Below are 23,872 nucleotides of genomic sequence, written 5' to 3' on the forward strand. Positions count from 1 at the left end.
CTTATTCAGTTTCCCTGTTTAATCGGCAGCCAGCGGCACGGCATAGGCGCCGATCACCACGGCATCGAAAATCTGGGCCGGATCGGCCGCCGCCAGCGCGGCGAGTCGCGAATCTTCGGCGGCGACGAAACCGGGCAGCTCGAGCAGCACCCGGGCGCCATCTTCACCGCGACGATACTGCGCCACCGCCTGCCCCGCCAGCCCGACCTGGGCCAGCAGGCTGGACAGCCGCGCCATGCTGGGCGAAGCCTCGCTCATCTGCAGCACCAGCAGGGTCATGTCGTCGCCCGATTCCTCGGGCTGCGCGTTGGCCAGCACATAGGCGCCCAGTTCGGCAAAGCGTCCGCTCGGATTCGGCGCGAACGGCAGACGCGCCACGATACGCGGCGTATCGGCGGAGCGACTGGCCAGCAGCGGCCACCAGCATTCCTTCTCGCCGTCTTCGGGCAGCGCCATGATGCCGAGCGTGGCCGGATCGGCCAGGGCGCGGAACACGGCGCTGGCCGTGGTGCAGAGCTGCATCGGCGTGGTGGAGCCGTAGAAATCGCGCGCCAGATCCCAGCGCCCGGCCGACTTGTTGGGCGCATGCACCGCCACCTTGACCGGAGCCTGGTAGCGATAGAGTGCCGAGATCAGTTCGCGCCAGATGCGGGTGACTGCGGCCACCGGCAGACCGCCGCGCGCACGGCCGGCCAGACGACGCAGAATCTGCGCCTCGCGACCGATACGCAGGAAGCCGTCCGGCTGCCCGGCGGCGGCCGGCTCGCGACTTTTGGCATCGGTGATGCGCTGCACGGTTTCGGCGCGGCGACGCAACAGATCGAGGATCTGGTCATCCAGCACATCGATGTCGTGCCGCAGGTCGGCCAGGCTCGGAATATGGTCGCTCATGGGGATGCTGATCTTTAAAAAAATGCCGCATAGTCATAGGGTCAGCCGGTCCGGCCCGCAAGGCCGAGCCGCCATCGGACCCCACAGTCCCGGGGGTGTCACGGAAGCGTCAGGGTTACAATTCAGCCGTTGACAGGGCGGCCGGGGGTTCGTAATCACGGGGTCCCCGCGCCGGACAGGGCCCGGCGGGGGGTTCGAACCTTCCTTTTCAAGCCCTGTAGGACATATCGGCTGCCTATGAGTGCCGCACTCCCCCCTTTACACAGCCTCGATCCCATCGGCCCCGGCCACCGCGTCACGCTCGGCGAGACGCTGCCGCTCAAGCTGGATTGCGGCCTCGATCTCGGCCCCTACCAGATCGCCTACACGACCTACGGCAAGCTGAATGCCGACAGGTCGAATGCGGTGCTGGTCTGCCATGCGCTGACCGGCGACCAGCATGTCGCCAACGTCAATCCGATCACCGGCAAGCCCGGCTGGTGGACCACCATGATCGGTCCCGGCAAGGTGATCGACACCGACCGGTTTTTCGTGATCTGCAGCAACGTGCTGGGCGGCTGTCTCGGCTCGTCTGGTCCAAAGGATAGCGACCCCTCCACCGGCAAGCCCTACGGCCTGCGCTTCCCCGTCATCACCATCCGCGACATGGTGAATGCCCAGGCCATGCTGCTAGATCACCTCGGCATCCAGCAGCTGTTCTGCGCCATCGGCGGCTCGATGGGCGGCATGCAGGTGCTGCAATGGGCGGCGAGCTATCCCGAACGCGTCTTCGCGGCGATTCCGATCGCCTGCGCCGCCAAGCATTCAGCACAGAATATCGCCTTCCATGAAGTGGGCCGCCAGGCGATCTACGCCGATCCGCAATGGCACAAGGGTGACTATTTCGAGCATAACACCATTCCGCGCGCCGGCCTGGCCGTCGCCCGCATGGCGGCGCATATCACCTATCTCTCGGAAGCCGCATTGCACCGCAAATTCGGCCGCAACCTGCAGAACCGCGAACGCATCACCTATGGCTTCGAGACCGAATTCCAGGTCGAAAGCTACCTGCTGCACCAGGGTTCCAGCTTCGTGGAGCGGTTCGACGCCAATTCCTATCTCTATATCACGCGCGCAATGGACTATTTCGATCTCGCCGGCCAGGCGGGTGGCGTGCTGGCCAATGTGTTCCAGGGCACGAAGACCAGGTTCTGCGTGGTGTCGTTCACCTCTGACTGGCTGTTCCCCACCACGGAGAACAAGGAAATCGTGCGCGCGCTGAATGCCGCCGCCGCCAATGTCAGCTTCGTGGAAATCGAGACCGACAAGGGCCACGATGCCTTCCTGCTGGATGAGCCGGTGATGTTCGCCACCCTGCAGGGCTTCATTGACGGCTGCGCTGAGCAGCGCGGCCTGAATGGCCGCTCTGAGAAAGGCGGCCGGGCATGAACCAGACCCGCGCCCTCGTGACAACCACTCACCGTGACATCCGCCGCGACCTGCTGCTGATCGCCGAGATGGTGACGCCGGGCAGCCGCCTGCTCGATGTCGGCTGCGGCGACGGCTCGCTGCTGGAGTATCTGGCGAGCGAAAAGCAGGTCGACGGCCGCGGCATCGAAATCCGCCAGAGCGGCGTGAATGCCTGTGTCGCGCGCGGCCTGAGCGTCATTCAGGGCGATGCCGACAGCGACCTGCCGGACTATCCCGACGCCGCCTTCGATTATGTGGTGCTGAGCCTCACCCTGCAGGCCACCCGTAATCCACGAAAAGTCCTGCACGAGATGCTGCGCATCGGCCAGCGGGCCATCGTGTCCTTTCCCAATTTCGCCTACTGGCGCGTGCGGCTGCAATTGCTGCTGGACGGCAGAATGCCGATGACCGCAGCGCTGGACGATCCCTGGTACGAGACGCAGAACATCCATCTGTGCACGATCAAGGATTTCGACCAGCTCTGTGCCCGCGACGGCATCGTGGTGGAACAGCGCATCGCCGTGGACGGCCAGGGCAAGCGGCTGGGCGGCGCACCGGCCAACTGGTTCGGCGCGCAGGCTGTGTATTTACTGCACCGCCGTTAATCTGCCGGCGTCTTTTCGCTCCGGTGCGCGCCATTCGTCAGCGCCGGCTGTGAGGCCGGCTTGAGCAGGAAGTGGCGCCTGGTCTTCATGGCCTTGACCGGCATGCCGGCATAGACCTGCTTCTCGGCCTCGACCAGCAGCACGCCGGAAAAGCGCTTCCACAGCAGCTCGCCCGCCTTTTCCCAGGCATTCACCGCCTTGATCACGAAGGCGCCATCGGAAGGCGGCAGCCACAGCGCGGCCTGCGACTGCGTGGGCGAGAACAGGGAATCACGCATCAGCCGGGTCAGTTGCGGCGGCGTATAGGGATGGCCCTGGCCAAACGGCGTGGCGTCGATATGCGCCCAGAGCCCGCGGCGATTGGGCACCACGGCGAGCAGCCGCCCCTGCGGCGTCAGCACACGCCAGACTTCGCGCAGCAGCAGACGGGTGTTTTCCGAATTCTCCAGCGCATGCATCAGCAGCAGGCGATCCACGCTCGCATCCGGCAGCGGCAGGTCGTCCTCGTCCACCAGCATGACGCGGCCGGGCAGGCCGCGCGGCCAGCGCACCACCCCTTGCGGCCCCGGCATGGCCGCCAGCACGCGGTCGGCCTCGCCCTCGAAAATGCGCAGGTAAGGCGTGGCATAGCCAAGGCCCAGCACCGTCAGGCCATGAACATCGGGCCAGAAATCGCGCAACCGCTGGCGCAGCAGGCGGCGTACCGCCCGACCCAGCGGGTTGGCGTAGAATTCGCGCAGATCAATGATGTCCGGGCGCAGCATCGCGCTATATTAGCCCTTTCCACGGTCCAGCATAGAGTGCGACATGCCCCTCGAGATCGTCCAGATTCCGGTGCTGAATGACAACTACGTCTATCTTGCGCGCGAGCCGCAATCCGGCGCGGTCGGCGTGGTCGACCCGGCCGTGCACGAACCGGTGCTGGCCGAGCTGAAGCGCCGCGACTGGGTGCTGACGCATATCCTCAACACCCACCATCATCCCGATCATGTGGGCGGCAATATGGCGCTGAAGCAGGCCACCGGCTGCAAGATCATCGGCCCCGAAGCCGATGCCGACCGTATCCCGGGCCTGGACATCGCCGTGGGCGACAACGAGGGGATCAATCTGGGAAATGAGACCGCCCGGGTGTTCGATGTGCCAGGCCACACCAAAGGCCATATCGCTTACTGGTTCGCCGACAGCCAGGCGCTGTTCTGCGGGGATACGCTGTTCGCGCTGGGCTGCGGCCGGCTGTTCGAAGGCACGCCGGCGCAGATGTGGTCGAGTTTGAGCAAACTGCGCCGCCTGCCCGACGAAACACGCATCTATTGTGCACATGAATACACCGAATCGAATGCGCGCTTCGCCGTCACCGTCGAACCCGGCAACGCGACGCTGCAGCAGCGCTACGACCGCATCCGGGAACTGCGCGCTGCCGGACAGCCGACCGTGCCGTCGACGCTGGGCGAGGAGAAGGCGACCAATCCGTTCCTCAGGCCGATGAGCGACAATATCCGGCTGCAGCTGAACATGGCCGGCGCCGACGATGTCGCCGTCTTCGCCGAAGTCCGCAAACGGAAAGACACGTTCAGGGGCTAAAAGAGATAGCTCGGCGTCAGTTCGGCATAGGTGGCGTCGCGCAGGTCACCCAGCGCCTGCCAGAAGCGTTCGGCCAGCTCGCGGTTCGCGGCATAGAAGGCCTTCGAGACCGGGACGTAGAATTCCTCCACCACCAAAGGCGGCGACAGCTTCTCGATCTGGCTATAGCCCTGGACGGGCAGCAGGCGGTCGGCCATCGCATCCAGCGTGACGACGGCGTCAACGCGATACATCGCCAGCATGCCGAACATCTGCGTACCGGTATCGCTGCGCACGATCTGCGCGCCGAGCGACTTCACGCGCTTGGAAATGAGCGGCGAACCGCCGACCGCGACGGGGCCCTGCAGTCCGGTCAGGCGCGTGCCATCCCAGGCGACGGAGTTGTCCCGGCGCTTGTAGAAAGAATAAGAGAGCCGCGCGACATGACGATCAGGATCGGGCCGGCCGGCGCGCAGCGGAAACACCAGATCAGCGGTGCGGTCGGCGGAGTAGCGCAGGCTGAGCACGCCATCCTGGCGACCGGCGCGCACTTCCTCGATCAGGCGGGGCAGCGGCATGCGGGTGAGCTGCAGCCGGGCGCCCACTTTGGCGGCGGCGCGCTGCGCCAGCTCGATGGTCACGCCGGGACGTGCGGGAATTTCCGGCCCGTCGCCGATCAGGAAGGGCCTGAGGTCCTGATCGATATAGCCGAGCCGCAAATCGGCCGCGACCGCCGGCTGAGCCAGCGCGGCAACGAAGCACAGAGCGAGCAGTCGGGCGATCCTCATTGCCGGTATTCTACCCTCGGTCACTGCCACGCCCCAGTTACCTTTCGGTTAGGCTGCGCTGCTAAATCGCTGAAACGATTACGGCTGTGCGGGGTTTTTTATTTGTACAGGGTCAAAGAAGGCGGCGCGCTTTCAGTGCGGCGCCCAATCTTCGGCTAAAGCGGGCGACGCGCTTTCAGCGCGGCGCCCAGGGTGCCGTCATCGAGGTAATCCAGTTCGCCGCCGACCGGGACACCATGCGCGAGCCGGCTGATCTGCACATTCTGGCTGGCGAGCCGGTCGGTGATGTAATGCGCCGTGGTCTGCCCCTCGACGGTGGCATTGGTGGCGATGATCACTTCGCGAACTTTTCCGCTTTGCATACGCGCGATCAGACCATCGACATTGAGATCGTCCGGTCCGACACCGTCCAAAGCAGACAGCGTGCCGCCAAGAACATGGTACCGGCCACGGAACACGCCGGCGCGTTCCAGCGCCCAGAGATCAGCCACACTTTCCACCACGCACAGCAAAGCTTCGTCACGGCGCGAATCCGTGCAGATGCCACAGGGATTCCGGCTGTCGAGATTGCCGCAGGTGTCGCAGGCATGCACTGTCTCGCCGACCTCGCGCAAGGTCGCGGCCAGCGGCACCAGCAGCGTGTCTTTTTTCTTGAGCAGATGCAGCACGGCTCGTCGTGCAGACCTCGGACCAAGTCCGGGTAAACGCGCCAGCAGCTGGATCAGCCGCTCGATTTCCGGTCCGGCCATCGCGGAAGACTCAGAAGGGCAGTTTCATGCCCGGCGGCAGCGGCATGCCGGCGGTCAGCTTCTGCATCTGCTCGGCCATTTCGCGTTCGACGCGGGTCTTGGCATCAGCATGGGCGGCCTTGATCAGGTCTTCCAGCACCTCGCGCTCGTCTTCCTTCATCAGCGCGGGATCGATGGTGATGCTTTTCAGCTCGCTCTTGCCGTTCAGCGTCACGGTCACCATGCCGCCGCCGGCTGCGCCCTGTACTTCGCGCGCTTCCAGCTCGGCCTGCATTTCCTGCATCTTGGCCTGCATCTGCTGGGCCTGCTTCAGCATGTTGCCGAGATTCTTCATGGCCGGCTCCTCAGAATAAAATCAGTCGAGTTCGTCGAGCGGATCGACGTCGTCGGTGGCATAACCGTCGGCGACGTCTTCCGCAGCCGGATCGGTGTCTTCCACCGCCGGCACGGCCTCGCGCACCTCGCCCAGCATCGCGCCGGGAAACGCGATCAGCACCGCCTGCACCAGCGGATGCGCCTGGGCATGCGCGCGGCGCGCGGTGTCTTCGGCCTGTTCCTGCTCGGCCAGAGTGGGCTCGCCCGGCAGCTTGCTCAAGCTTACGACCCAGCGCTGCCCGGTCCACAATTTAAGCTTTTCGGTCAGGCGACCCGGCAGGTCATGCGGCGCGCCCGGATTGAGGCGCAGCTCGATGCGGCCGAGCTCGAAACTGACCAGATGCACGTCGTTGACCAGTTCGCCGGCGAGCAGGCCTTCGCGCATGTCCTTGGCCAGCGCGACCACGGCGGGGAAATTCACCGGCATGGTCGCCAGCGCAACCGTCTCGCCGGGCTGCGGCGCAGGCTGCACGCTCATCGCACGCGGCTGGGCGGAAACGGCGAGGCCGGCGGAAGCTCCACCGCCACCGCCTGTACTATTGGCGCCCCCTGTCGGACGCGGACCCGGCGCAGGCACGCCCGGGCCGCCCTTCTCTTTCCATTCCTTGGCCAGATCGGCCGGGCTGGGCAGATCGGCAGCGTAAGCAAAACGCACCAGCACCATTTCGGCTGCCGCTAAAGGAACGGGCGCGCCGCGCACTTCCTGCAGTCCCTTGAGCAGCATCTGCCAGCTGCGCGCCAGCACCGGCATGCCGAGCTTGGCCGCAAGGTCGCGGCCGCGATTGCGCTGGGCTTCCGGCAGAGTCACATCGTCGGGCGTGCCGCCGATGACTTTCACGCGCGTCAGCCAGTGGGTGAGATCGAGCAGGTCCTGCAGCACCACGGCCGGATCTGCGCCGACGCGATACTGGGCCTGCAAGTTATCGAGGGCTTCGGGCAGCCGCCCGTGCAACAGGTCATCGAGCAGCGCAAACACCTGGCCGCGGTCGGCCAGTCCCAGCATGTCGCGCACCAGTTCGGCATTCACGCTGCCGGCACCATGGGCAATCGCCTGGTCGAGCAGCGACAGGCCGTCGCGTACCGAACCTTCGGCGGCGCGCGAAATCAGCGTCAGCGCGTCGTCATCGATCTGCGCGGCTTCCGTTTCGGCGATGCGCTTGAAATGCGCGTTCAGCACGGCGATCTCGACGCGCTTGAGATCGAAGCGCTGGCAGCGCGACAGCACCGTGACCGGGACCTTGCGGATTTCGGTGGTGGCGAAAACGAATTTCACATGCGGCGGCGGCTCTTCCAGCGTCTTGAGCAGGCCGTTGAAAGCCGCCGTGGAGAGCATGTGCACTTCGTCGATGATGTAAATCTTGTAGCGCGCCATCGACGGCGCATAGCGCACGGCTTCGATGATCTCGCGAATGTCGCCGATGCCGGTGCGCGAGGCAGCGTCCATCTCGAAGACGTCCGGGTGCCGGTCTTCAGCAATGGCTTTGCAATTGTCGCAGACGCCGCAGGGCGAAATGGTCGGGCCGCCGGTGCCATCGGCGCCGGTGCAGTTCAGCGCGCGCGCGATAATACGGGCGGTGGTGGTCTTGCCCACGCCGCGTACGCCGGTGAGGATGAAAGCCTGGGCGATACGCCCGGTGGCGATGGCGTTGGTCAGGGTGCGCACCAGCGCATCCTGGCCGATCATCTCGGCAAAGTTGCTCGGGCGGTATTTGCGGGCAAGAACGCGATAAGGCGCCGGCTGATTCATGTGCTTACCATGCCGCGCGCGGGCTCAAATTTAAAGAGGTGGGAGGCTGACAACGACCCGAACGGGAACTCGTTACGGCTGCTTCCTTCCGGATCTGACCGGGTTGGCGAGACGCTCGTCCACCGCCAACCTCCCGGGGCCTTATATCAAGCATCGGCCCCGGCATTTCAATGGGTAGCAGGCCCGATTCCCGAGCGATTCGCCGGGCCAGCGGCCGGCATATCCGAACCATTATTTTACAATGGGGGGCGATGGACGGGGCGCGGCGGATATGCCAGCGTTTCGCTATGGTTAGCCCCGAGCCCCCAACTCCGCCACAAGACCGCCGCAGCGAAGCGCGCCCCACGCGCCCGATCGGCTTCACCGGATCGCACCTCGACCGTGCCGGCAATCCGCGCCGCAAGCCGGAATGGCTGACCGGCCAGCGCCAGCGCCCGGACGCCCGCTTCCTGCTGCTGCGCGAATTGAAGGCCCTGGTCACGATTACAAGCAAACCAGCTGCGATCCGCTGGCTCGACCTGGCCTGGGCCGATGCGCATGCGGCGCTGCCCTGCATCTTCCTCGGCCTGGATGAAAACGACATTCCGCATTTCGCGCTGGATGGCGATGCCGCCGCTGGCGACGAGAGTGTCGCCGGCATGCATGGCGAGACCGACAAGTTCATCGACGTGCGCTCGATTGCAGCTCTGCTGATCCCCGAGGAAGCCGCGATCCTGGCGCAGGCGCGCAGCGTGATCGACTGGCACCAGCGCCACCGCTTCTGCGCCCAGTGCGGCAGCCAGACCGAGATGGCCGAGGCCGGCTATACCCGGCGCTGCCTCAACACCGATTGCAACGCCGCGCATTTCCCGCGCACCGATCCGGTCGTGATCATGCTGGCCGTGCATCGCGACGCAAAGACCGGTGAAGAAAAAGTGCTGCTCGGCCGCCAGGGCCGCATGCCGCCCGGCATGTATTCGGCGCTGGCCGGCTTCATGGAGCCGGGCGAAAGCATCGAGGAAGCCGTGCGCCGCGAGATCATGGAAGAATCCGGCGTGATCACCGGCGCGGTGCGCTATCTGGTGTCGCAGCCCTGGCCCTTCCCGTCGTCGCTGATGATCGGCTGCATCGCCGAGGCGCTCGACGACCGGATCACGGTCGACCAGGACGAGCTGGAAGACGCGCGCTGGTTCAGCCGCGCGCAGGCCGCCGAAATGCTGGAGCGCGGCAAGCAGCGGCTGGCGCCGACCGATCCGCCGCCGGCCGACAATCCGCAGAACGAGCCCTGGATGCCGCCGCCGCTCAGTCTGGCGCACCAGATCGCCAAGCGCTGGTTGCGAGGCGAATAGTGGAGGCCCGCAAGCTGGCCGAGATCGCCAGCTACCACGCCCATATCTATTTCGATGGGCCGGCGCAGCGCGTGATTGCCGAATGGATCCGCGAGCGTGTGGCCGAGCGCTTTTCCGTTCAGCTGGGGCGCTGGCACGACAGGCTGGTCGGGCCGCATCACATGCCGATGTACCAGATCGCCTTCGATGTGGCGGTGTTCCCGCAGCTGGTGCCCTGGCTGATGATCAACCGGCAGGGCCTCTCCGTGCTGGTGCATCCCAACACCGACAGCCCCTACGACGATCACCTTGTGCATGCGCTGTGGCTGGGCGAGGCGCTGGCGCTCAATCCCGATGTGCTGCCGCGCAAGCTGAAAGCCGGCGAAGAGCTGATCGATCCGGTGGTGCCGAATACGGCGCCAGTGATGCAGGCCTAAGCCAGCCAGCGTCGCACATTCACCTTGATGAACTCCGCGTCTTCCGGGTTCATCACCGGGTTGCCGGCACGATGGCCCCAGATACTGGGGATCGGCAGCAGGTCCGCCGTTTGCAGATGCGGCAGTTCGGCCTCGTTGTCGGCGACGCGGAAATAGAGATCGGTCACGCCCGGCATCAGCAGCACGCGGGCCCTGATGGCAGTCAGCGCTTTGGTCAGGTCGCCGTTGTAGAGCGCGTTGTCGCTGATATCGCCGGCATCCCAGGTGCGCAGCTGGGCGTAGAGATCGGCGGCGTTACGCCGCGCATAGCGCTCTTCCCAGTCGGTGCGGTAATAGGTTTCGAGATCCGGCGCCTTCAGCGCGGTCGTGTGCAGGTTGGCGCGGTAGAAATCCTGACTGAGCGCCCAGCTCGCATAGATGCGGCCAAACGCGCGGATCGCCGCTTTCGGCGGCGCGCTGAACCGCCCGCCGCCGATATGCTCGGGTGCTGCCTCCAGCGTGGCCATCAGGCTGGCGAGAAAAATCCGGTTATGCACGGCGGTACGCGCGCTGCCGCAATTCACGATGATGCGTGACACGACATCGGGGAACAAAGCCGCCCAGTGATAGGCCTGCTGCGCGCCCATCGACCAGCCATAAACGGCATGAAGCGTCTCGATGCCGAACTGCTGTTGCAGCAAACGCCGCTGGGCCTGCACGTTGTCAAAGGCGCGCACCAGCTTGGGATAATCTGGCGTATTGGACGGGCTGGACGACAGGCCGTTGCCGAACATATCCGGGATGACGATGAACCACCGCGCCGGATCGAGTACGCCGTCCGGCCCGATCAGCCATTCCAGATCGGGATGCTGCGCCGAATAGCTGGTGGGATAGAGCACGACATTGTCGCGCGCGGCATTCAGCGTGCCATGCGTCTTCCAGCTGAGGAAGGCGCCCCTTATCGTCTCGCCCGATTGCGTTGTGAGATCGCCCAGATCGAAACGTCCGGATTGCATGGGCCAATTCATCTCTGTCACTTCCCCAGCAATCCCAGAATCTTCTTTGCCGCCGCATGCGGCGTGGCCTTGCCGGCACCGACCGCCTTCTGCAGCTTGGGCAGTTCGCTGGCGACAGCCGCATCCTGCTTCAGCCAGTCGAGCAGGCCGTCCTGCAATTCGCGCCACAGCCAGCCTTCGGCCTGGTGCCGGCGCTGCGCCTGCAGGGCGCCGCTCTTTTCCAGCTTGCTGCGGAAATCCTCAATCGTGGTCCAGACCGCGTCGATACCCTCGTTCAGCAGCGCCGAGGCCATCTGCACCTGCGGCTGCCAGTCGGTATGGCGCGGCCGCATCAGGTGCAACGCCATGCGGTAGTCGGCCGCCGCCAGCCGCGCCTTGGGCAGCAGGTCGCCATCGGCCTTGTTGATCACGACCACATCGGCCAGTTCCATGATGCCGCGCTTGATGCCCTGCAGGTCGTCGCCGCCACCCGGCGCCAGCAGCAGCAGGAAGATATCGACCATCTCGGCCACCGTGGTTTCCGACTGGCCGACGCCGACGGTTTCCACCAGCACGACATCGAAGCCGGCGGCCTCGGCCAGCAGCATGGCCTCGCGCGTGCGCCGGGCCACGCCGCCGAGCGAACCGCTGGAGGGCGAGGGCCGGATGAAGGCATTGGGGTCGCGGACGAGCTGCTCCATGCGCGTCTTGTCGCCGAGGATCGAGCCGCCCGACAGCGTGGAGGACGGATCGATGGCGAGCACCGCGACCTTTTTCTTCTGCGCGGTGAGATAGAGGCCGAAGCGTTCGATGAAACTGGATTTTCCGACACCGGGCGTACCCGAAATGCCGATGCGGATCGCCTTGCCGGTATGGGGAAGAATCTTCTGCAGCAGCGTGTCGGCGGCGGCGCGGTCGGCCTCGTGGCGCGATTCCACCAGGGTGATGGCGCGGGCCAGCGCGCGACGGTCGCCGCTGAGCAGCTGCTCGGCAAGCTGGTCGGGATCAACGGTGCGGCGCGCGGACATGCCGCGACCTTACCCAAGCCGCTGCAGGTTCGCCACCGGGAGGAAAATACCGGGAGAGTCCCAAGATGAGTCCCGGGGGCGTTGCCCGGCACGTCATCACGAATCCCGCAAACCGGGCAAGGACTCGATATCTGGCGAAATTGTCAGCGGTATGACCTCGAACCACATTGACAGCGACTCCCCGGGATTCGTATTTCCAGTAGCAGCCATGGCGAATCACCCTGACGATCTGCCGATCCCCTCGCTGTCCCAGCAGGCGCAGTCCCGCGCCCAGGCCCGGCTGGAGCAGGCGCGCGCCGATCTGTCGCGCATGGCCCGCTCCACAACGCCGCAGCCGGATACCGAGGCAGCGGCGCCCGCGCCCGTCACCTACGATCCCGCCGCCGTGGCGGCGCGCATCGACCTGATGCGCGGCCGTTTCGGCAAGGCCCGCGAGGACGCCGTCTCCGCGCTGCTGTTCCTGAGCGACGCGCAGCAGGATTGCGATGCGCTGTCGGAGGCCGCCGCCCTCAACCGCTGGCCGCTGATGTCTGCTGGCATCGACCTGCTGCACCAGTCGCTGCGCCGGGCGATGCCGGGCGAGGCCAAGCATCTCGACCTGATCGGCCTGCTGATCGACGCGCTGTATGCGCTGCGCCGCGCCGAGACCCGGCCGGATATGGGCCGCGCCGGCGAGGACCTGCTGCGCGGCCTGCGGCTGGCGGCTGCCCGGGAATTGCCGGCCACGGACGCCTGATCCACCCCCCCAAACACCGGCTGAGCGGCATATCCGGGTCATCAACCCTCCGTTTACTGCCAAATTCCTGTTTTTCCGGCGTGATTTTGGTCTCGGAAAAGCCGTGGTACAGGCTTAGACTTTAGTCATGCGCATCGTTGTCGCCGTCCTTGCCGGACCGCTGCTGCTGTTGCCCGCGACATTGGCGCTGGCGCAGCCGGGCACGGTTGCGCCGCTGTCTCCGATCGCACCCCCGAGAGCCGATGTCAGCCGCGCCGAAATCGGCTTCGGCCTTTATGCGCTGGGCGCCAAGGGGCTGGACATGCAGCTCACGATGCGGCGCGACGCTGAAGATTTACAGGTCGAACTGGCGATGCGCACCGCCGGCATGGTCGACTGGGCCATGCGCATGGTGATGACCGGCCAGTCGGCCGCGCGCATTACCCAGGACGGCCGCGTGATGCCGGTGCGCTATACCACCGACAGCGACGGCACCTGGTCGAAGCGGCTGACGCGCATGAGCTGGGGCGCCGATGGCCTGCCGGTGGCCGAGGTGTTTCCCCCCAATGACGAGGACGATCGCGAAGAGGTGCCCGACCTGCTCAAGCGCGATACGCTCGATCCGACCATGGCGCTGGTGTCGCGCGTGCTGCGCGGCGGACCGGATGCTGCGTCTGCGCCGCCCTGCGAGGGCAGCGACGCGATCTATGACGGCCGGCGCCGCTATAACCTGCATTTCTCGCCGCTCGGGCCGGAAACACTCAAGCCGCATAACCGCACGTCCTTCAGCGGCACGGCCTTCAAATGCATGGTGAAACTGGAGCCCGTCGCCGGCTACAGCCGCAAATACATGGCAGAGTGGAGCGAGAAGGACGAGCAGCCGACGTATATCTGGCTGGCCCAGCCGCCGGGTTTCAGCGCCTGGCTGCCGGTGCAGATGGAAGGCAGCTCGCGCATGGCCGCCGCCAAGACCTGGATCAACAGCGCAAAGCTGAACGGGCAGGACTGGCTGAAGCCGGTGGGTTTCGTCCGGGCCGATGTTCCGAATACCGTGACCCAGTGATGCGCTGACCACGCGATATCGTGACCAAGACCGGGCCCCGCAAGATTCTGGTCGCCGACGATGCCACGGTGGGGCGCGCGGTCTTTGAAAAGCTGCTGACCGCGCTGGGCTACGCGCCGGTCTTTGCCCGCGACGGCCGCGACGCCATCAACCTGTTCATCGAAATGCCCGACATCGCCGCCATCCTGATGGATGTGCGCATGCCCGGCCTGAACGGGATCAAGGCGACCCACGAAATCCGCTATTCCGGCGGCCCGCGCGGCATGAGCGTGCCGATCATCGGGATTACGGCCGCCGACGGCCCCGAGGTGCGGCGGGAATGCCTGGCGACCGGCATGAACGAGGTGCTGGTCAAACCGCTCGATCCCCGGGCGCTGGTCGAGGCGCTGCGGCGATTAGTACATTAAGTAATTGATTTCGTTATGATAAAAAGCGCCACCCCGGCCTTTCGATCCGGGGTCCCATTAAAACTGGGATGCCGGCCAAGAAAACCTTCCTGGGCCCGGCATGACGGGTAATGGGCGCTGCAACCCTCCCGCCTTGACTTCCAGCCCCCAAAGGGCTTTATTCCGCCCGCTTTCTGAAGCTTTGGAAGCAATCCGGTCCGAGGACCGCCGTCCGTCCGCGAGTGTCGCGCACGGGCGTCGTTTTGCTTTTGGCCTTACGTAAGGATTTTCAGGGTCGACATGTTCGAAACTCTGAGCGGCAAACTGGGAGACGTCTTCGAGCGGCTGCGCAAGCGCGGCGCGCTGACGGAGTCCGATGTCTCCGAGGCGCTGCGCGAGGTCCGTGTCGCCCTGCTGGAAGCCGACGTCGCGCTTCCCGTGGTCAAGACCTTCATCGACGGCGTGAAGTCCAGGGCCGTCGGCCAGGACGTGCTGCGGTCGGTCACGCCGGGCCAGCAGGTCATCAAGATCGTCCACGATCATCTCGTGGAAATGCTCGGCGGCGAAGCCGGCGCCGAGGATGAGTCCGGCATCAACCTGAATGCCGTGCCGCCCGTGCCCGTCCTCATGGTCGGTCTGCAGGGTTCGGGCAAGACCACCTCGACGGCGAAGATCGCGCTGCGCCTGATGAATAAAGAGCGCAAGAAGGTGCTGATGGCGTCGCTCGACGTCTATCGCCCGGCCGCGCAGGAACAGCTGAAAATTCTCGGCGAGCAGAACAGCATCCCGGTGCTTCCCATAGTCGCTGGCCAGATGCCGGTCGATATCGCCAAGCGCGCGCTGCAGGCCGCCAAACTCGGCGGCTACGACGTGGTGATGCTGGATACCGCCGGCCGGCTTCACGTTGATGAAACGCTGATGCTGGAAGTCGCCGCGGTGCGCGACGCCGTGCAGCCGCATGAGACGCTGCTGGTCGCCGACAGCCTGACCGGCCAGGATGCCGTGAACGTCGCCAAGAGTTTCAACGAGCGCGTCGGCGTCACCGGTATCGTGCTGACCCGTGTCGACGGCGATGGCCGCGGCGGTGCGGCGCTCTCCATGCGCGCCGTCACCGGCAAGCCGATCAAGCTCATTGGCGTTGGCGAAAAGGTCGACGCCCTCGAGCCGTTCCATCCGCAGCGTATCGCGCAGCGCATCCTCGGCATGGGCGACATCGTCAGCCTGGTCGAGAAGGCCGCCGAGACGATCGAGAAGGAAGAGGCCGAGCGCCTGGCGGCCCGCGTACAGAAGGGCCAGTTCGACCTGAACGACATGGCCAGCCAGCTGAAGCAGCTGCGCAAGATGGGCGGCATGTCGGGCGTGATGAACCTGCTGCCCGGCGTGGGCAAGGTGAAGCAGCAGATGGCCGCCGCCAATGTCGATGAGAGCGTGCTGAAGCGTCAGGAAGCCATCATCGGCTCGATGACCAAGGACGAACGCAGCAATCCCAAGGTGATCCACGCCTCGCGCAAGAAGCGCATCGCGGCGGGATCGGGCACTTCGGTGCAGGACGTCAACAAGCTGCTGAAGCAGCATCTGCAGATGGCCGACATGATGAAGCGCATGTCGAAGCTGGGGCAGAAAGGTTTCATGCGCAGCATGGGCGCAATGCTGCCGGGGATGCCCGGCATGCCCAAGCTGCACTGATAGAGTTTCGTATTCGCGTATTCGGTATTCAGAGTTTCAACAGTTCGAAGAAAGGAAGACCATGTCAGTCAAGATCCGCATGACCCGCGGCGGCGCCAAGAAGCGCCCTTACTACCGCATCGTGGTGGCCGACTCGCGCAGCCCGCGCGATGGCCGCTTCATCGAGAAGATCGGTTCGTATGATCCGATGCTGCCGAAGGACCGCGAGCGCGTGCAGCTCGACGTCGAGCGCTGCAAGTACTGGCTGAGCCAGGGCGCCCAGCCGTCCGACCGCGTCGCCCGCTTCTTCGACAAGGCCGGCCTTGTGAAATGGGCCCACGGCACCAACCCGGAAAAGGGCAAGCCGAAGGCGAAGGCCCAGGAGCGTATCAAGGCTGCTGAAGAAGCCGCCAAGGCCGCCGCTGCCAAGCCGGCTGAAGAAGCCGCCGCTTCCTAAGGCATGAGCGGCACTCTTCTGCTGGGCGTCGTGATCGGCGCGCAGGGCATCCAGGGCGAGGTGAAGGTGAAGACCTTCACCGGCGAGCCCGAAGCGGTGGGGGACTATGGCCCCCTGCAGGATGCCACTGCGGCGCGGACGTTCCAGCTGAAGGTGCTGCGCCTGTCGAAAGGCGATGTGGTGATTGCGCGTATCAAGGGCGTCGAGGACCGCAATGCGGCCGAGGCGCTGAAGGGGACGGAGCTCTACGTGTTGCGCTCCGCCCTGCCCCAGGCCGACGAAGGCGAGTTCTACTTCGCAGACCTGGTGGGCCTGACGGCGATGATGTCGGGCCGGGTTCTGGGCAGCGTCAGCGCGGTCCATAACTACGGCGCCGGCGACATGCTGGAGGTGAAAACCGACAGCGGCCGTTCGGCGATGGTACCCTTTACCGACGACGCGGTCCCCGTTGTGGACCTCGCCGCGGGCACGGTGACGGTGGAACCCGCCTTCTGGCTGGGCGCGCCGGAAACCGAGGAGGACCGCAAGGACCGGGCTGAACAGCTCGCAGCCGAGCGGGCGGCCGAACAGGCCGGAGGGTGAGTTGAGTACGGTCCCGGCTGCGCTGCCGTGGAATGCGCGGATACTGACGCTGTATCCTGCGATGTTCCCCGGTCCGCTGGGACAGAGTCTGGCCGGGCGCGCTCTCGCAGAGGGCCGCTGGTCGCTGACGGTGGTGGATATTCGCGACTTCGCGCGCGACAAACACCGCACCGTCGACGACACGCCGTTTGGCGGCGGGCCGGGCATGGTGATGCGGCCCGATGTTTTGGCCAATGCGCTGGATGCGACATTGGCTGATGCTGAGGGAGAGGTCGGCGGGCAGCCGCTGATCTATTTCTCGCCGCGCGGCCGGCGCCTGGATCAGGCGCTGGTACACGAGGTGAAGGCGGCAGGTGGAGCAACATTGCTCTGCGGTCGCTTCGAGGGGGTGGATGAGCGCCTGTTGCAGGCGCGCCCCGTTGTCGAGGTCAGCCTCGGCGACTTCGTCCTGTCGGGTGGCGAGATCGCCGCATATGCGCTGCTGGATGCAGTCGTGCGGTTGCTGCCCGGGGTGATGGGTGCCGAAGAGTCCGGCACCGAGGAGAGTTTCGCGGACGGTTTGCTGGAATATCCCCAGTATACCCGACCGCAGGAGTGGGGAGGCCTGGCAGTGCCCGATGTGCTGCTGTCCGGCCACCACGAGAAGATCGCAGCCTGGCGGCGCGAGATGGCGGAAAAGATCACCGCCGAGCGCCGGCCGGACCTGTGGGAGAGTTACCGTCGGCGCAAGCCGGCGGGGAAGAATTGAAACGCGTTTTGGACTTACAGAAGACAGAAAGGCTGAGTGCCATGAACCTGATGCAGCAGATCGAGAAAGAGCAGTCGGACGCCCTGAAGGCAGCGCGCGCCGTGCCGGATTTCGGCCCGGGCGACACGCTGATCGTCAACGTGAAGGTGGTCGAAGGCGGCCGCGAGCGCGTGCAGGCCTATGAAGGCGTGTGCATCGCCCGCTCGAACCGCGACGTGAACTCGTCCTTCACCGTGCGCAAGATTTCGTATGGCGAAGGCGTCGAGCGTGTCTTCCCGCTGTACAGCCCGCGCATCGAGTCGATCGTCGTGGTCCGCCGCGGCGACGTGCGTCGCGCCAAGCTGTACTACCTGCGTGGTCGCACCGGTAAGTCGGCGCGCATCACCGAGAAGCGCGACCTGGCACCGGGCGCCAAGAAGGCCGCCGCCGCCAAGGAGTAAAGGCTGGCGCCGGCTCAGTCCCTGACTGACGCCGGCCCATCCACCTGACCTGAGCCGCCTGCCGGAAAAGTTCCGGCGGGCGGCTTTTGTTTTTTTCATATTGTTCTGGCGAAAATTTCTGGCCGACAGCCGTTGGATACGCTGTACTGATGCCAAGGCAGGCATCGGGTAGCGGAGCTTTTTCGACCGTGAACGATGTCACACTAAAAACCGCTTCGGCCGCCAATACCGCCTGGGGACTGGATTTTCTCGCCGGGGGCGGCGAGATGGGCGCAAAAATGCGGGCTTATGACTGGGCGGGCTCCCCGCTCGGCCCGGCCCATCTTTGGCCGCAGAGCCTCAAGACCGCCATCCGCATCCTGCTGTCGTCGCGCTACGCCATGTGGATGGCCTGGGGGCCCGGGCTCACCTTCTTCTGCAACGATGCCTATCTGCCCACGCTCGGCGTGAAGGCGAAATGGGCGCTCGGCAGTTCGGCGCGCAAGGTCTGGTCGGAGGTCTGGGAATTCGCCGGGCCGCGCATCGAGCAGGTGCTGACCACCGGCACGGCGACCTGGGACGAAAACCTGCTGCTGTATCTGGAGCGCAGCGGGTTCCCGGAAGAGACCTACCACACCTTCTCCTACAGCCCGCTGCCCGACGACGCCGGCAATATCGTCGGCATGCTCTGCGTGGTGACCGAAACCACCGCGCGCGTGATCGCCGAACGGCGCATGACGCTGCTGCGCGACCTGGCCACCGAACTGACGCTGACACGGCGGCTGGAAGATGTCGGGCCGGCACTGAACAGGATTCTCGGCAACCAGCCCGACCTGCCCTTCGTCTCGATGTACCTGTTCGACACGCCGGGCGAACACCATGCCATCCGGCTGTGCTTTATCGGCACGACGGCGGACGACGCGCTGTTCCCGCGGTTCATACAGCTGGACGCGCAGGCGCCGCTGCCGGTGGAGGGCATGCTGGCCGGCAACCGCGACATCGCCATGGCCGACCTGGCCACGCGGCTGGGCGGCACACCGGGCCCGGCTGGCGCGGCGGGCGATCAGGCCCGCCTTGTGCCATTGATGCAGGGGCCGGACCGCTGCATCGGCTTTGCCGTGGTCGGCCTCGCGCCCTATCGCCGCTCCGACCCCGACTACATCGGCTTCATCGACCTGCTGGCACGCCAAATCGAAGCCAACCTCGCCAGCGTCAGCGCCTATGAGGAAGAGCGCCGCCGCGCCGAGGCGCTGGCCGAACTCGACCGCGTCAAGACGGCGTTCTTCTCCAATGTCAGCCACGAATTCCGCACACCGCTGACGCTGATGCTCGGCCCGCTGGAAGAACTGATCGAAAAGCGGCCACCGGATATCCGGCCGGAAAACCTGGCGTTGGCCGAAACCGCGCAGCGCAACGGCCTGCGGCTGCTCAAGCTGGTCAACTCGCTGCTGGATTTCTCGCGGCTCGAAGCCGGCCGGGCGCAGGCGCAGTTCCGGCCCACTGATCTTTCCGCCTACACCGCCGAGCTCGCCGCCAGTTTCGAATCCCTGCTGGACCGGGCCGGACTTGTCTACCGTATCGACTGTCCTCCATTGCCACAGCCCGTGCATGTCGATCACGACATGTGGGAAAAGATCGTTCTCAACCTGCTGTCCAATGCTTTCAAGTTCACCATGGTCGGAGAGGTTGCCGTCGCGCTGCGCCCGTCTGCGGATGGCCAGCAGGTGCAGCTGATCGTCAGCGACACCGGCACCGGCATTTCGCCGGAGGACCAGGCCCGGCTGTTCCAGCGCTTCTATCGCGTGGCCGGTGCGCAGGGCCGCAGCTTCGAGGGCAGCGGCATCGGCCTCGCCCTCGTGCAGGAACTGGTGCGCCAGCATGGCGGCGACATCACGGTGGACAGCGAACCCGGCAAGGGCAGCCGCTTTATCGTCACGCTCCCGGTCGGCACCGCGCATCTGCCCGACGGGCAGATCCTGAACGATACGGCGGCGACGCAGTCATCGCAGGCCGACAGCTTCGTGTCCGAAGCGATGACCTGGCTGGAGGACGGCGCAACAGAGACCCGCAACCAGCCCGACCAGACCGGCGCGCCGGACTACGGCAGCCGGACTGCCGCGCAGGCCGGCCGCCGCGTCCTGCTGGCCGACGACAACCGCGACATGCGCGAGTACATCCACCGCCTGCTGTTGGCCGAAGGCTACGTTGTCGAGGCCGTGGAAAACGGTGTCGAGGCGCTCGAGGCGATCCGGCGCAATCCGGCAGACCTGATCCTCTCCGATATCATGATGCCGCAGCTGGATGGCTATGGCCTGCTGCGCGCCATTCGCACGGATCCGCTGCTGCGCCATACGCCGGTGATCTTCCTCTCTGCCCGCGCCGGCGACGAATCCCGCCTGGACGGCATCGATGCCGGCGCCGACGATTACCTGGTCAAGCCCTTCTCCGCCCGCGAACTGGTGGTGCGGGTGGCGCGCAACCTGGAAATCACCCGTCTGCATCGCGAAACCGAACAGGCCCTGGTGGAGGAAGCCACCACGCTGGAAATCCTCAGCCGCGTCGGCGCCATGGTGACGGCGCAGCTCGATCTCGACTCGGTCGTGCAGGCGGTGACGGATGCGGCCACCCGTCTGACCGGCGCTGCCTTCGGCTCATTCTTCTACAATGTCGAGAACGAGGCCGGCGAAAGCTACATGCTCTATGCGCTGTCCGGCGTGTCGCGCGACGCCTTCGCGAAATTCCCGATGCCGCGCAACACCGCTGTCTTCGCTCCGACCTTCCAGGGCGAAGGCATCGTGCGCTCGGACGACATCACCAGAGACCCGCGCTACGGCCACAATGAACCGCATCACGGCATGCCGGATGGCCATCTGCCGGTGCGGAGCTACCTGGCCAGTTCAGTGGTGTCGCGCAGCGGCGACGTGCTGGGCGGGCTGTTCTTTGGCCATCCAAACGCCGGCGTGTTTGACGAACGCAGTGAACGCCTGCTGGAAGGCATCGCCGCGCAGGCCTCGATCGCCATCGACAATGCGCGGCTTTACAAGGCGGCGCAGGCCGAGATCGCCGAGCGCAGGAAAACCGAAACCGCCCTGCGTGAAAGCGAGGCGCGATTCCGCAACATGGCAGACAACGCGCCGGTGATCATCTGGATCACCGAGGCGAACGGCAACTGCACCTATATCAACCCGCGCTGGACCGAACTGACCGGCCTGACAGCGCAGCAGACCCTGGGCTTCGGCGGCCTGGAGGCGATCCATCCCGAAGACCGCCAGCGCTGCCGCGACATGTTCCTGGCGGCGCATGCCAGTCACGACGCCTTCCGCATGGAATACCAGCTGCGCGGCGCCGGCGGGCAGTATCACTGGGTGATGTCGGCCGCTTTACCGCGCTTCGATGGCGAGACTTTCCTCGGCTTCATCGGTTCGGTGGTCGACCTGACCGACCGCAAGCGGCTGGAGGAACAGCAGGAGCTGCTGCTGGCCATTGCCCGCGACGTCAATGCCACGCTGGAAAAGAAGGTGGATGAGCGCACGCGCGAGCTGACCGCCACCAATGCGCGGTTGCGCAACGAGATCAGCGAACGCGCCCGCGCCGAAGAGGCGCTGGGCCATGCGCAGAAGATGGAAGCCATCGGCCAGCTGACTGGCGGCGTGGCACATGACTTCAATAACCTGCTCACCGTGATCGTCGGCAATATCGAAACCCTGCAGCGCCAGATTCGCCGCGAGACGCCCGACCGGGCCCGCATGCTGCGCGCCATCGACAATGCCGCCAAGGGCGCCGAGCGCGGGGCTGCGCTGACCCAGCGGCTGCTGTCCTTCTCGCGCCGCGCGCCGCTGGAGCCGCAGCCGGTGGATGTGAATACGCTGGTGGCCGGCATGTCGGACCTGATGCGCCGCAGCCTGGGCGAGCAGGTGACGATCGCCACCGAACTGGAAGCCGGCCTCTGGACGGTCAACGCCGATCCGAACCAGCTGGAGAATGTGCTGCTCAACCTGGCTGTGAATGGCCGCGACGCCATGCCTGAAGGCGGCACGCTGACCATCCTCACGCGCAATGTCAGCTTCGCCGAAAGCAGCCACGACCTCGCAGGCGACCATGTCCTGATCAGCGTGCGCGATACCGGCACCGGCATGCCGCAGGAAGTGATGGAGCAGGCCTTCGAGCCCTTCTTCACCACCAAGGATATCGGTCATGGCACCGGCCTGGGCCTGAGCCAGGCCTATGGCTTCGTCAAGCAGAGCGGCGGCCATGTGAAGCTTGACAGCGTGCTGCAGCAGGGCACCACCGTCAGCATTTACCTGCCGCGTCTGGCCCAGGCGGATGCACCAGGAACTGATGCGCCGGCAACGAGGACGCGGCCGCAGGATTCCGGCCATATCCCACGCGGCAACGAAACCATCCTGGTGGTGGAAGACGATCCCGATGTGCGCAGACATTCCTGCGACATCCTCAACGATCTGGGCTATCGCGTGCTGCAGGCCGAAACCGGCGCGGCGGCACTGGCCATGCTGGAGCGCCATCCGGAAATCGCCTTGCTGTTCACCGATATCGGCCTGCCCGGCGGCATGAACGGCCGGCAGTTGAGCGAGGCCGCGCGCCGGCGCTGGCCAGCGCTGAAGGTGCTGTTCACCAGCGGCTATGCTCAGCATGCGGTGGTGCATGACGGCCGCCTCGATCCGGGCGTGCAGCTGCTGTCTAAGCCATTCACCTATCTGGCGCTGGCGCGCAAATGCCGCGCGGTGCTGGACAGTATCGGCAGCGCACGCGTCGGTCCGGATGTGGGCGCCACCGCGAAACCGGCCGCTGCCGCGGGCAGTCGCCGCCTGCTGCTGGTCGAGGACGATCCGCTGATGGTGTCCGTGCTGGCCGAGGGGCTGGACGACGCCGGCTATACGCATGTCGAAACCGCCACCAGTGGCAACGCAGCGCTGACGGCGATGCAGGAGAACCCGGATATCGCCATCGTGGTGATGGATATGGGCCTGCCTGACATGCGCGGCGACCAGCTGCTGCTGGCGCTGCGGACGGCACGTCCGGAATTGCCGGTGGTAATCGCCAGCGGCTATGGCCGCACCATGCTGGAAAAGCGCATGGCCGGCATTCCCAACCTGAATTTCATCGACAAGCCATTCCTGGCCGCCGAACTGGCCGAACTGCTGACCAGGATCGGTTTCGGGCCGGACTGAGGCCAGACCCTCACCCTCCCATCGCGTCAGCGATGGGAGGGTGAGGGTTTCAAGCCTTATGCCCGACCGCCCATCTGCCCAAGCAGCTCGACCTTGCGCTGCATCAGCTGTTCGCCCAGCTTCCGCAAGTCGATGCCGCTGCTGCGCAGCTGCGGGAACATCTCGTCCTGCTCTTCCTTGACGTGGTGCTTGATGTATTCGCTGAGCACCTTCACCTTGGCGTCGTAAAGATGCTCGCTCGGCTTCATCGCCTCAATTTCGGCGATCAGCTGCTTGGCGCCGTTATGCTCGACGATCGCCTCGTCGACCAGATCATGCTCGATCTTCTTATGCGCCGGCGGATAGAGGATCTCTTCCTCGATCATCGTATGCACGGTGAGCGCCGTGCAGATTTTCGCGGCCAGCTGGCCTTTCTCGGCCTTGCTCTCGAGCTTTTCGAATTTCTCGAACATCGCCTCCACCTCGCGGTGGTCCTTTTCGAGCAGGGCGATGGCATCCGACGGCGCCGACTGGCCCTCCATCAACTTGCTCATTTCACGTGCCGCCTTGGCGATGGCAGGCGGTACTGCGCGCCGCGATGCCGCCGACTTGCGCTGTGTGGTTTTGCGGGTCGCGCTCTTGCGACCGGCTGCAGCGCGTTTCGCCGTGGTGCTGCGCCGCGTCGTTGACGCGGCTTTCTTGCGGCTGCTGGTCCGTGATTTGGTTTTGGTACGCTCTGCCATGGTTCCTCCGGGGGCG

At 65.5% G+C, this 23,872-nt stretch carries 23 protein-coding genes and 1 other RNA gene; 14 read left to right on the top strand and 10 right to left on the bottom strand.

What is annotated here, in order from left to right; translation table 11 throughout:
• Window positions 1–18 precede the first annotated feature (18 nt).
• Window positions 19–891 carry a chorismate mutase gene (locus FNB15_RS03820; RefSeq protein ID WP_144067434.1) on the bottom strand — a complete coding sequence of 291 codons (873 nt, stop codon included), beginning with the start codon at window positions 889–891 and terminating at the stop codon, window positions 19–21.
• 237 nt (window positions 892–1,128) lie between these two features.
• Between FNB15_RS03820 and metX the strand changes: the two genes are divergently transcribed.
• The gene (gene metX / locus FNB15_RS03825; protein ID WP_144067435.1) at window positions 1,129–2,319 is read left to right on the top strand and encodes a homoserine O-acetyltransferase MetX; all 1,191 of its coding nucleotides are present in this window, start codon (window positions 1,129–1,131) and stop codon (window positions 2,317–2,319) included.
• On the top strand, window positions 2,316–2,945 hold the full coding sequence (gene metW / locus FNB15_RS03830) for a methionine biosynthesis protein MetW (protein ID WP_144067436.1): 630 nt from the start codon (window positions 2,316–2,318) through the stop codon (window positions 2,943–2,945). The genes metX and metW overlap by 4 nt, the downstream gene beginning before the upstream one ends.
• Here metW and FNB15_RS03835 read toward each other — a convergent pair.
• A complete protein-coding gene (locus FNB15_RS03835) occupies window positions 2,942–3,709 on the bottom strand; it encodes a class I SAM-dependent methyltransferase (protein ID WP_246068781.1) in 768 nt (255 codons plus the stop codon). The genes metW and FNB15_RS03835 overlap by 4 nt on opposite strands.
• A 43-nt stretch (window positions 3,710–3,752) precedes the next feature.
• On the opposite strand from FNB15_RS03835, the gene gloB reads away from it, so the two are divergent.
• Window positions 3,753–4,526, top strand: a complete 774-nt coding sequence (gloB, locus tag FNB15_RS03840) for a hydroxyacylglutathione hydrolase (RefSeq protein ID WP_144067437.1) — start codon at window positions 3,753–3,755, stop codon at window positions 4,524–4,526.
• On the opposite strand, the gene FNB15_RS03845 is transcribed toward gloB, so the two are convergent.
• The 5 genes from FNB15_RS03845 to ffs all read right to left on the bottom strand — a co-directional run bounded on the left by FNB15_RS03845 (window position 4,523) and on the right by ffs (window position 8,298).
• A complete protein-coding gene (locus FNB15_RS03845) occupies window positions 4,523–5,293 on the bottom strand; it encodes a substrate-binding periplasmic protein (RefSeq protein ID WP_144067438.1) in 771 nt (256 codons plus the stop codon). The genes gloB and FNB15_RS03845 overlap by 4 nt on opposite strands.
• A gap of 155 nt (window positions 5,294–5,448) precedes the next feature.
• Window positions 5,449–6,042, bottom strand: a complete 594-nt coding sequence (gene recR / locus FNB15_RS03850) for a recombination mediator RecR (RefSeq protein ID WP_144067439.1) — start codon at window positions 6,040–6,042, stop codon at window positions 5,449–5,451.
• Window positions 6,043–6,052: 10 nt separating this feature from the next.
• Entirely contained in the window at window positions 6,053–6,376 is a 324-nt protein-coding gene (locus FNB15_RS03855) for a YbaB/EbfC family nucleoid-associated protein (RefSeq protein WP_144067440.1), read from the bottom strand.
• A gap of 21 nt (window positions 6,377–6,397) precedes the next feature.
• On the bottom strand, window positions 6,398–8,164 hold the full coding sequence (locus tag FNB15_RS03860) for a DNA polymerase III subunit gamma/tau (RefSeq protein ID WP_144067441.1): 1,767 nt from the start codon (window positions 8,162–8,164) through the stop codon (window positions 6,398–6,400).
• A 38-nt stretch (window positions 8,165–8,202) separates the two neighbouring features.
• An RNA gene (gene ffs / locus FNB15_RS03865) (signal recognition particle sRNA small type) lies at window positions 8,203–8,298 on the bottom strand.
• Between the two features lie 153 nt (window positions 8,299–8,451).
• Here ffs and nudC point away from each other — a divergent pair.
• Together nudC and FNB15_RS03875 are read left to right on the top strand one after the other, a co-directional pair.
• Window positions 8,452–9,492 carry an NAD(+) diphosphatase gene (gene nudC, locus FNB15_RS03870; protein ID WP_144067442.1) on the top strand — a complete coding sequence of 347 codons (1,041 nt, stop codon included), beginning with the start codon at window positions 8,452–8,454 and terminating at the stop codon, window positions 9,490–9,492.
• On the top strand, window positions 9,492–9,908 hold the full coding sequence (locus FNB15_RS03875; RefSeq protein WP_246068782.1) for a DOPA 4,5-dioxygenase family protein: 417 nt from the start codon (window positions 9,492–9,494) through the stop codon (window positions 9,906–9,908). Before nudC ends, FNB15_RS03875 begins: the two co-directional genes overlap by 1 nt.
• Here FNB15_RS03875 and FNB15_RS03880 read toward each other — a convergent pair.
• On the bottom strand, window positions 9,905–10,903 hold the full coding sequence (locus tag FNB15_RS03880) for an alpha/beta fold hydrolase (protein WP_144067444.1): 999 nt from the start codon (window positions 10,901–10,903) through the stop codon (window positions 9,905–9,907). The two genes, FNB15_RS03875 and FNB15_RS03880, sit on opposite strands and share 4 nt — an antisense overlap.
• Before the next feature lie 17 nt (window positions 10,904–10,920).
• Window positions 10,921–11,910 (bottom strand): methylmalonyl Co-A mutase-associated GTPase MeaB, encoded by a 990-nt coding sequence (gene meaB / locus FNB15_RS03885; protein WP_144067445.1) that lies wholly within the window; start codon window positions 11,908–11,910, stop codon window positions 10,921–10,923.
• Between the two features lie 208 nt (window positions 11,911–12,118).
• On the opposite strand from meaB, the gene FNB15_RS03890 reads away from it, so the two are divergent.
• From FNB15_RS03890 to FNB15_RS03930, 9 genes are all read left to right on the top strand, one after another.
• Window positions 12,119–12,646, top strand: a complete 528-nt coding sequence (locus FNB15_RS03890; protein ID WP_144067446.1) for a hypothetical protein — start codon at window positions 12,119–12,121, stop codon at window positions 12,644–12,646.
• Window positions 12,647–12,773: 127 nt separating this feature from the next.
• A complete protein-coding gene (locus FNB15_RS03895; protein ID WP_144067447.1) occupies window positions 12,774–13,688 on the top strand; it encodes a DUF3108 domain-containing protein in 915 nt (304 codons plus the stop codon).
• Window positions 13,689–13,708: 20 nt separating this feature from the next.
• The gene (locus FNB15_RS03900; protein ID WP_185973701.1) at window positions 13,709–14,095 is read left to right on the top strand and encodes a response regulator; all 387 of its coding nucleotides are present in this window, start codon (window positions 13,709–13,711) and stop codon (window positions 14,093–14,095) included.
• Between the two features lie 279 nt (window positions 14,096–14,374).
• Window positions 14,375–15,760 (top strand): signal recognition particle protein, encoded by a 1,386-nt coding sequence (gene ffh / locus FNB15_RS03905; protein ID WP_144067449.1) that lies wholly within the window; start codon window positions 14,375–14,377, stop codon window positions 15,758–15,760.
• Between the two features lie 61 nt (window positions 15,761–15,821).
• On the top strand, window positions 15,822–16,196 hold the full coding sequence (rpsP, locus tag FNB15_RS03910; protein WP_144067450.1) for a 30S ribosomal protein S16: 375 nt from the start codon (window positions 15,822–15,824) through the stop codon (window positions 16,194–16,196).
• A gap of 3 nt (window positions 16,197–16,199) precedes the next feature.
• Window positions 16,200–16,778 carry a ribosome maturation factor RimM gene (gene rimM / locus FNB15_RS03915; RefSeq protein ID WP_144067451.1) on the top strand — a complete coding sequence of 193 codons (579 nt, stop codon included), beginning with the start codon at window positions 16,200–16,202 and terminating at the stop codon, window positions 16,776–16,778.
• A 22-nt stretch (window positions 16,779–16,800) separates the two neighbouring features.
• Entirely contained in the window at window positions 16,801–17,526 is a 726-nt protein-coding gene (trmD, locus tag FNB15_RS03920; RefSeq protein ID WP_221932800.1) for a tRNA (guanosine(37)-N1)-methyltransferase TrmD, read from the top strand.
• Between the two features lie 41 nt (window positions 17,527–17,567).
• The gene (rplS, locus tag FNB15_RS03925) at window positions 17,568–17,966 is read left to right on the top strand and encodes a 50S ribosomal protein L19 (protein ID WP_144067453.1); all 399 of its coding nucleotides are present in this window, start codon (window positions 17,568–17,570) and stop codon (window positions 17,964–17,966) included.
• A gap of 188 nt (window positions 17,967–18,154) precedes the next feature.
• Complete coding sequence (locus FNB15_RS03930) at window positions 18,155–23,134, top strand: response regulator (RefSeq protein ID WP_185973702.1); 4,980 nt, start codon at window positions 18,155–18,157, stop codon at window positions 23,132–23,134.
• 56 nt (window positions 23,135–23,190) lie between these two features.
• On the opposite strand, the gene FNB15_RS03935 is transcribed toward FNB15_RS03930, so the two are convergent.
• Window positions 23,191–23,856 carry a hemerythrin domain-containing protein gene (locus FNB15_RS03935; protein WP_246068783.1) on the bottom strand — a complete coding sequence of 222 codons (666 nt, stop codon included), beginning with the start codon at window positions 23,854–23,856 and terminating at the stop codon, window positions 23,191–23,193.
• Window positions 23,857–23,872: the final 16 nt, after the last annotated feature.

Source organism: Ferrovibrio terrae, from assembly GCF_007197755.1.
GTDB classification, from domain to species: domain Bacteria; phylum Pseudomonadota; class Alphaproteobacteria; order Ferrovibrionales; family Ferrovibrionaceae; genus Ferrovibrio; species Ferrovibrio terrae.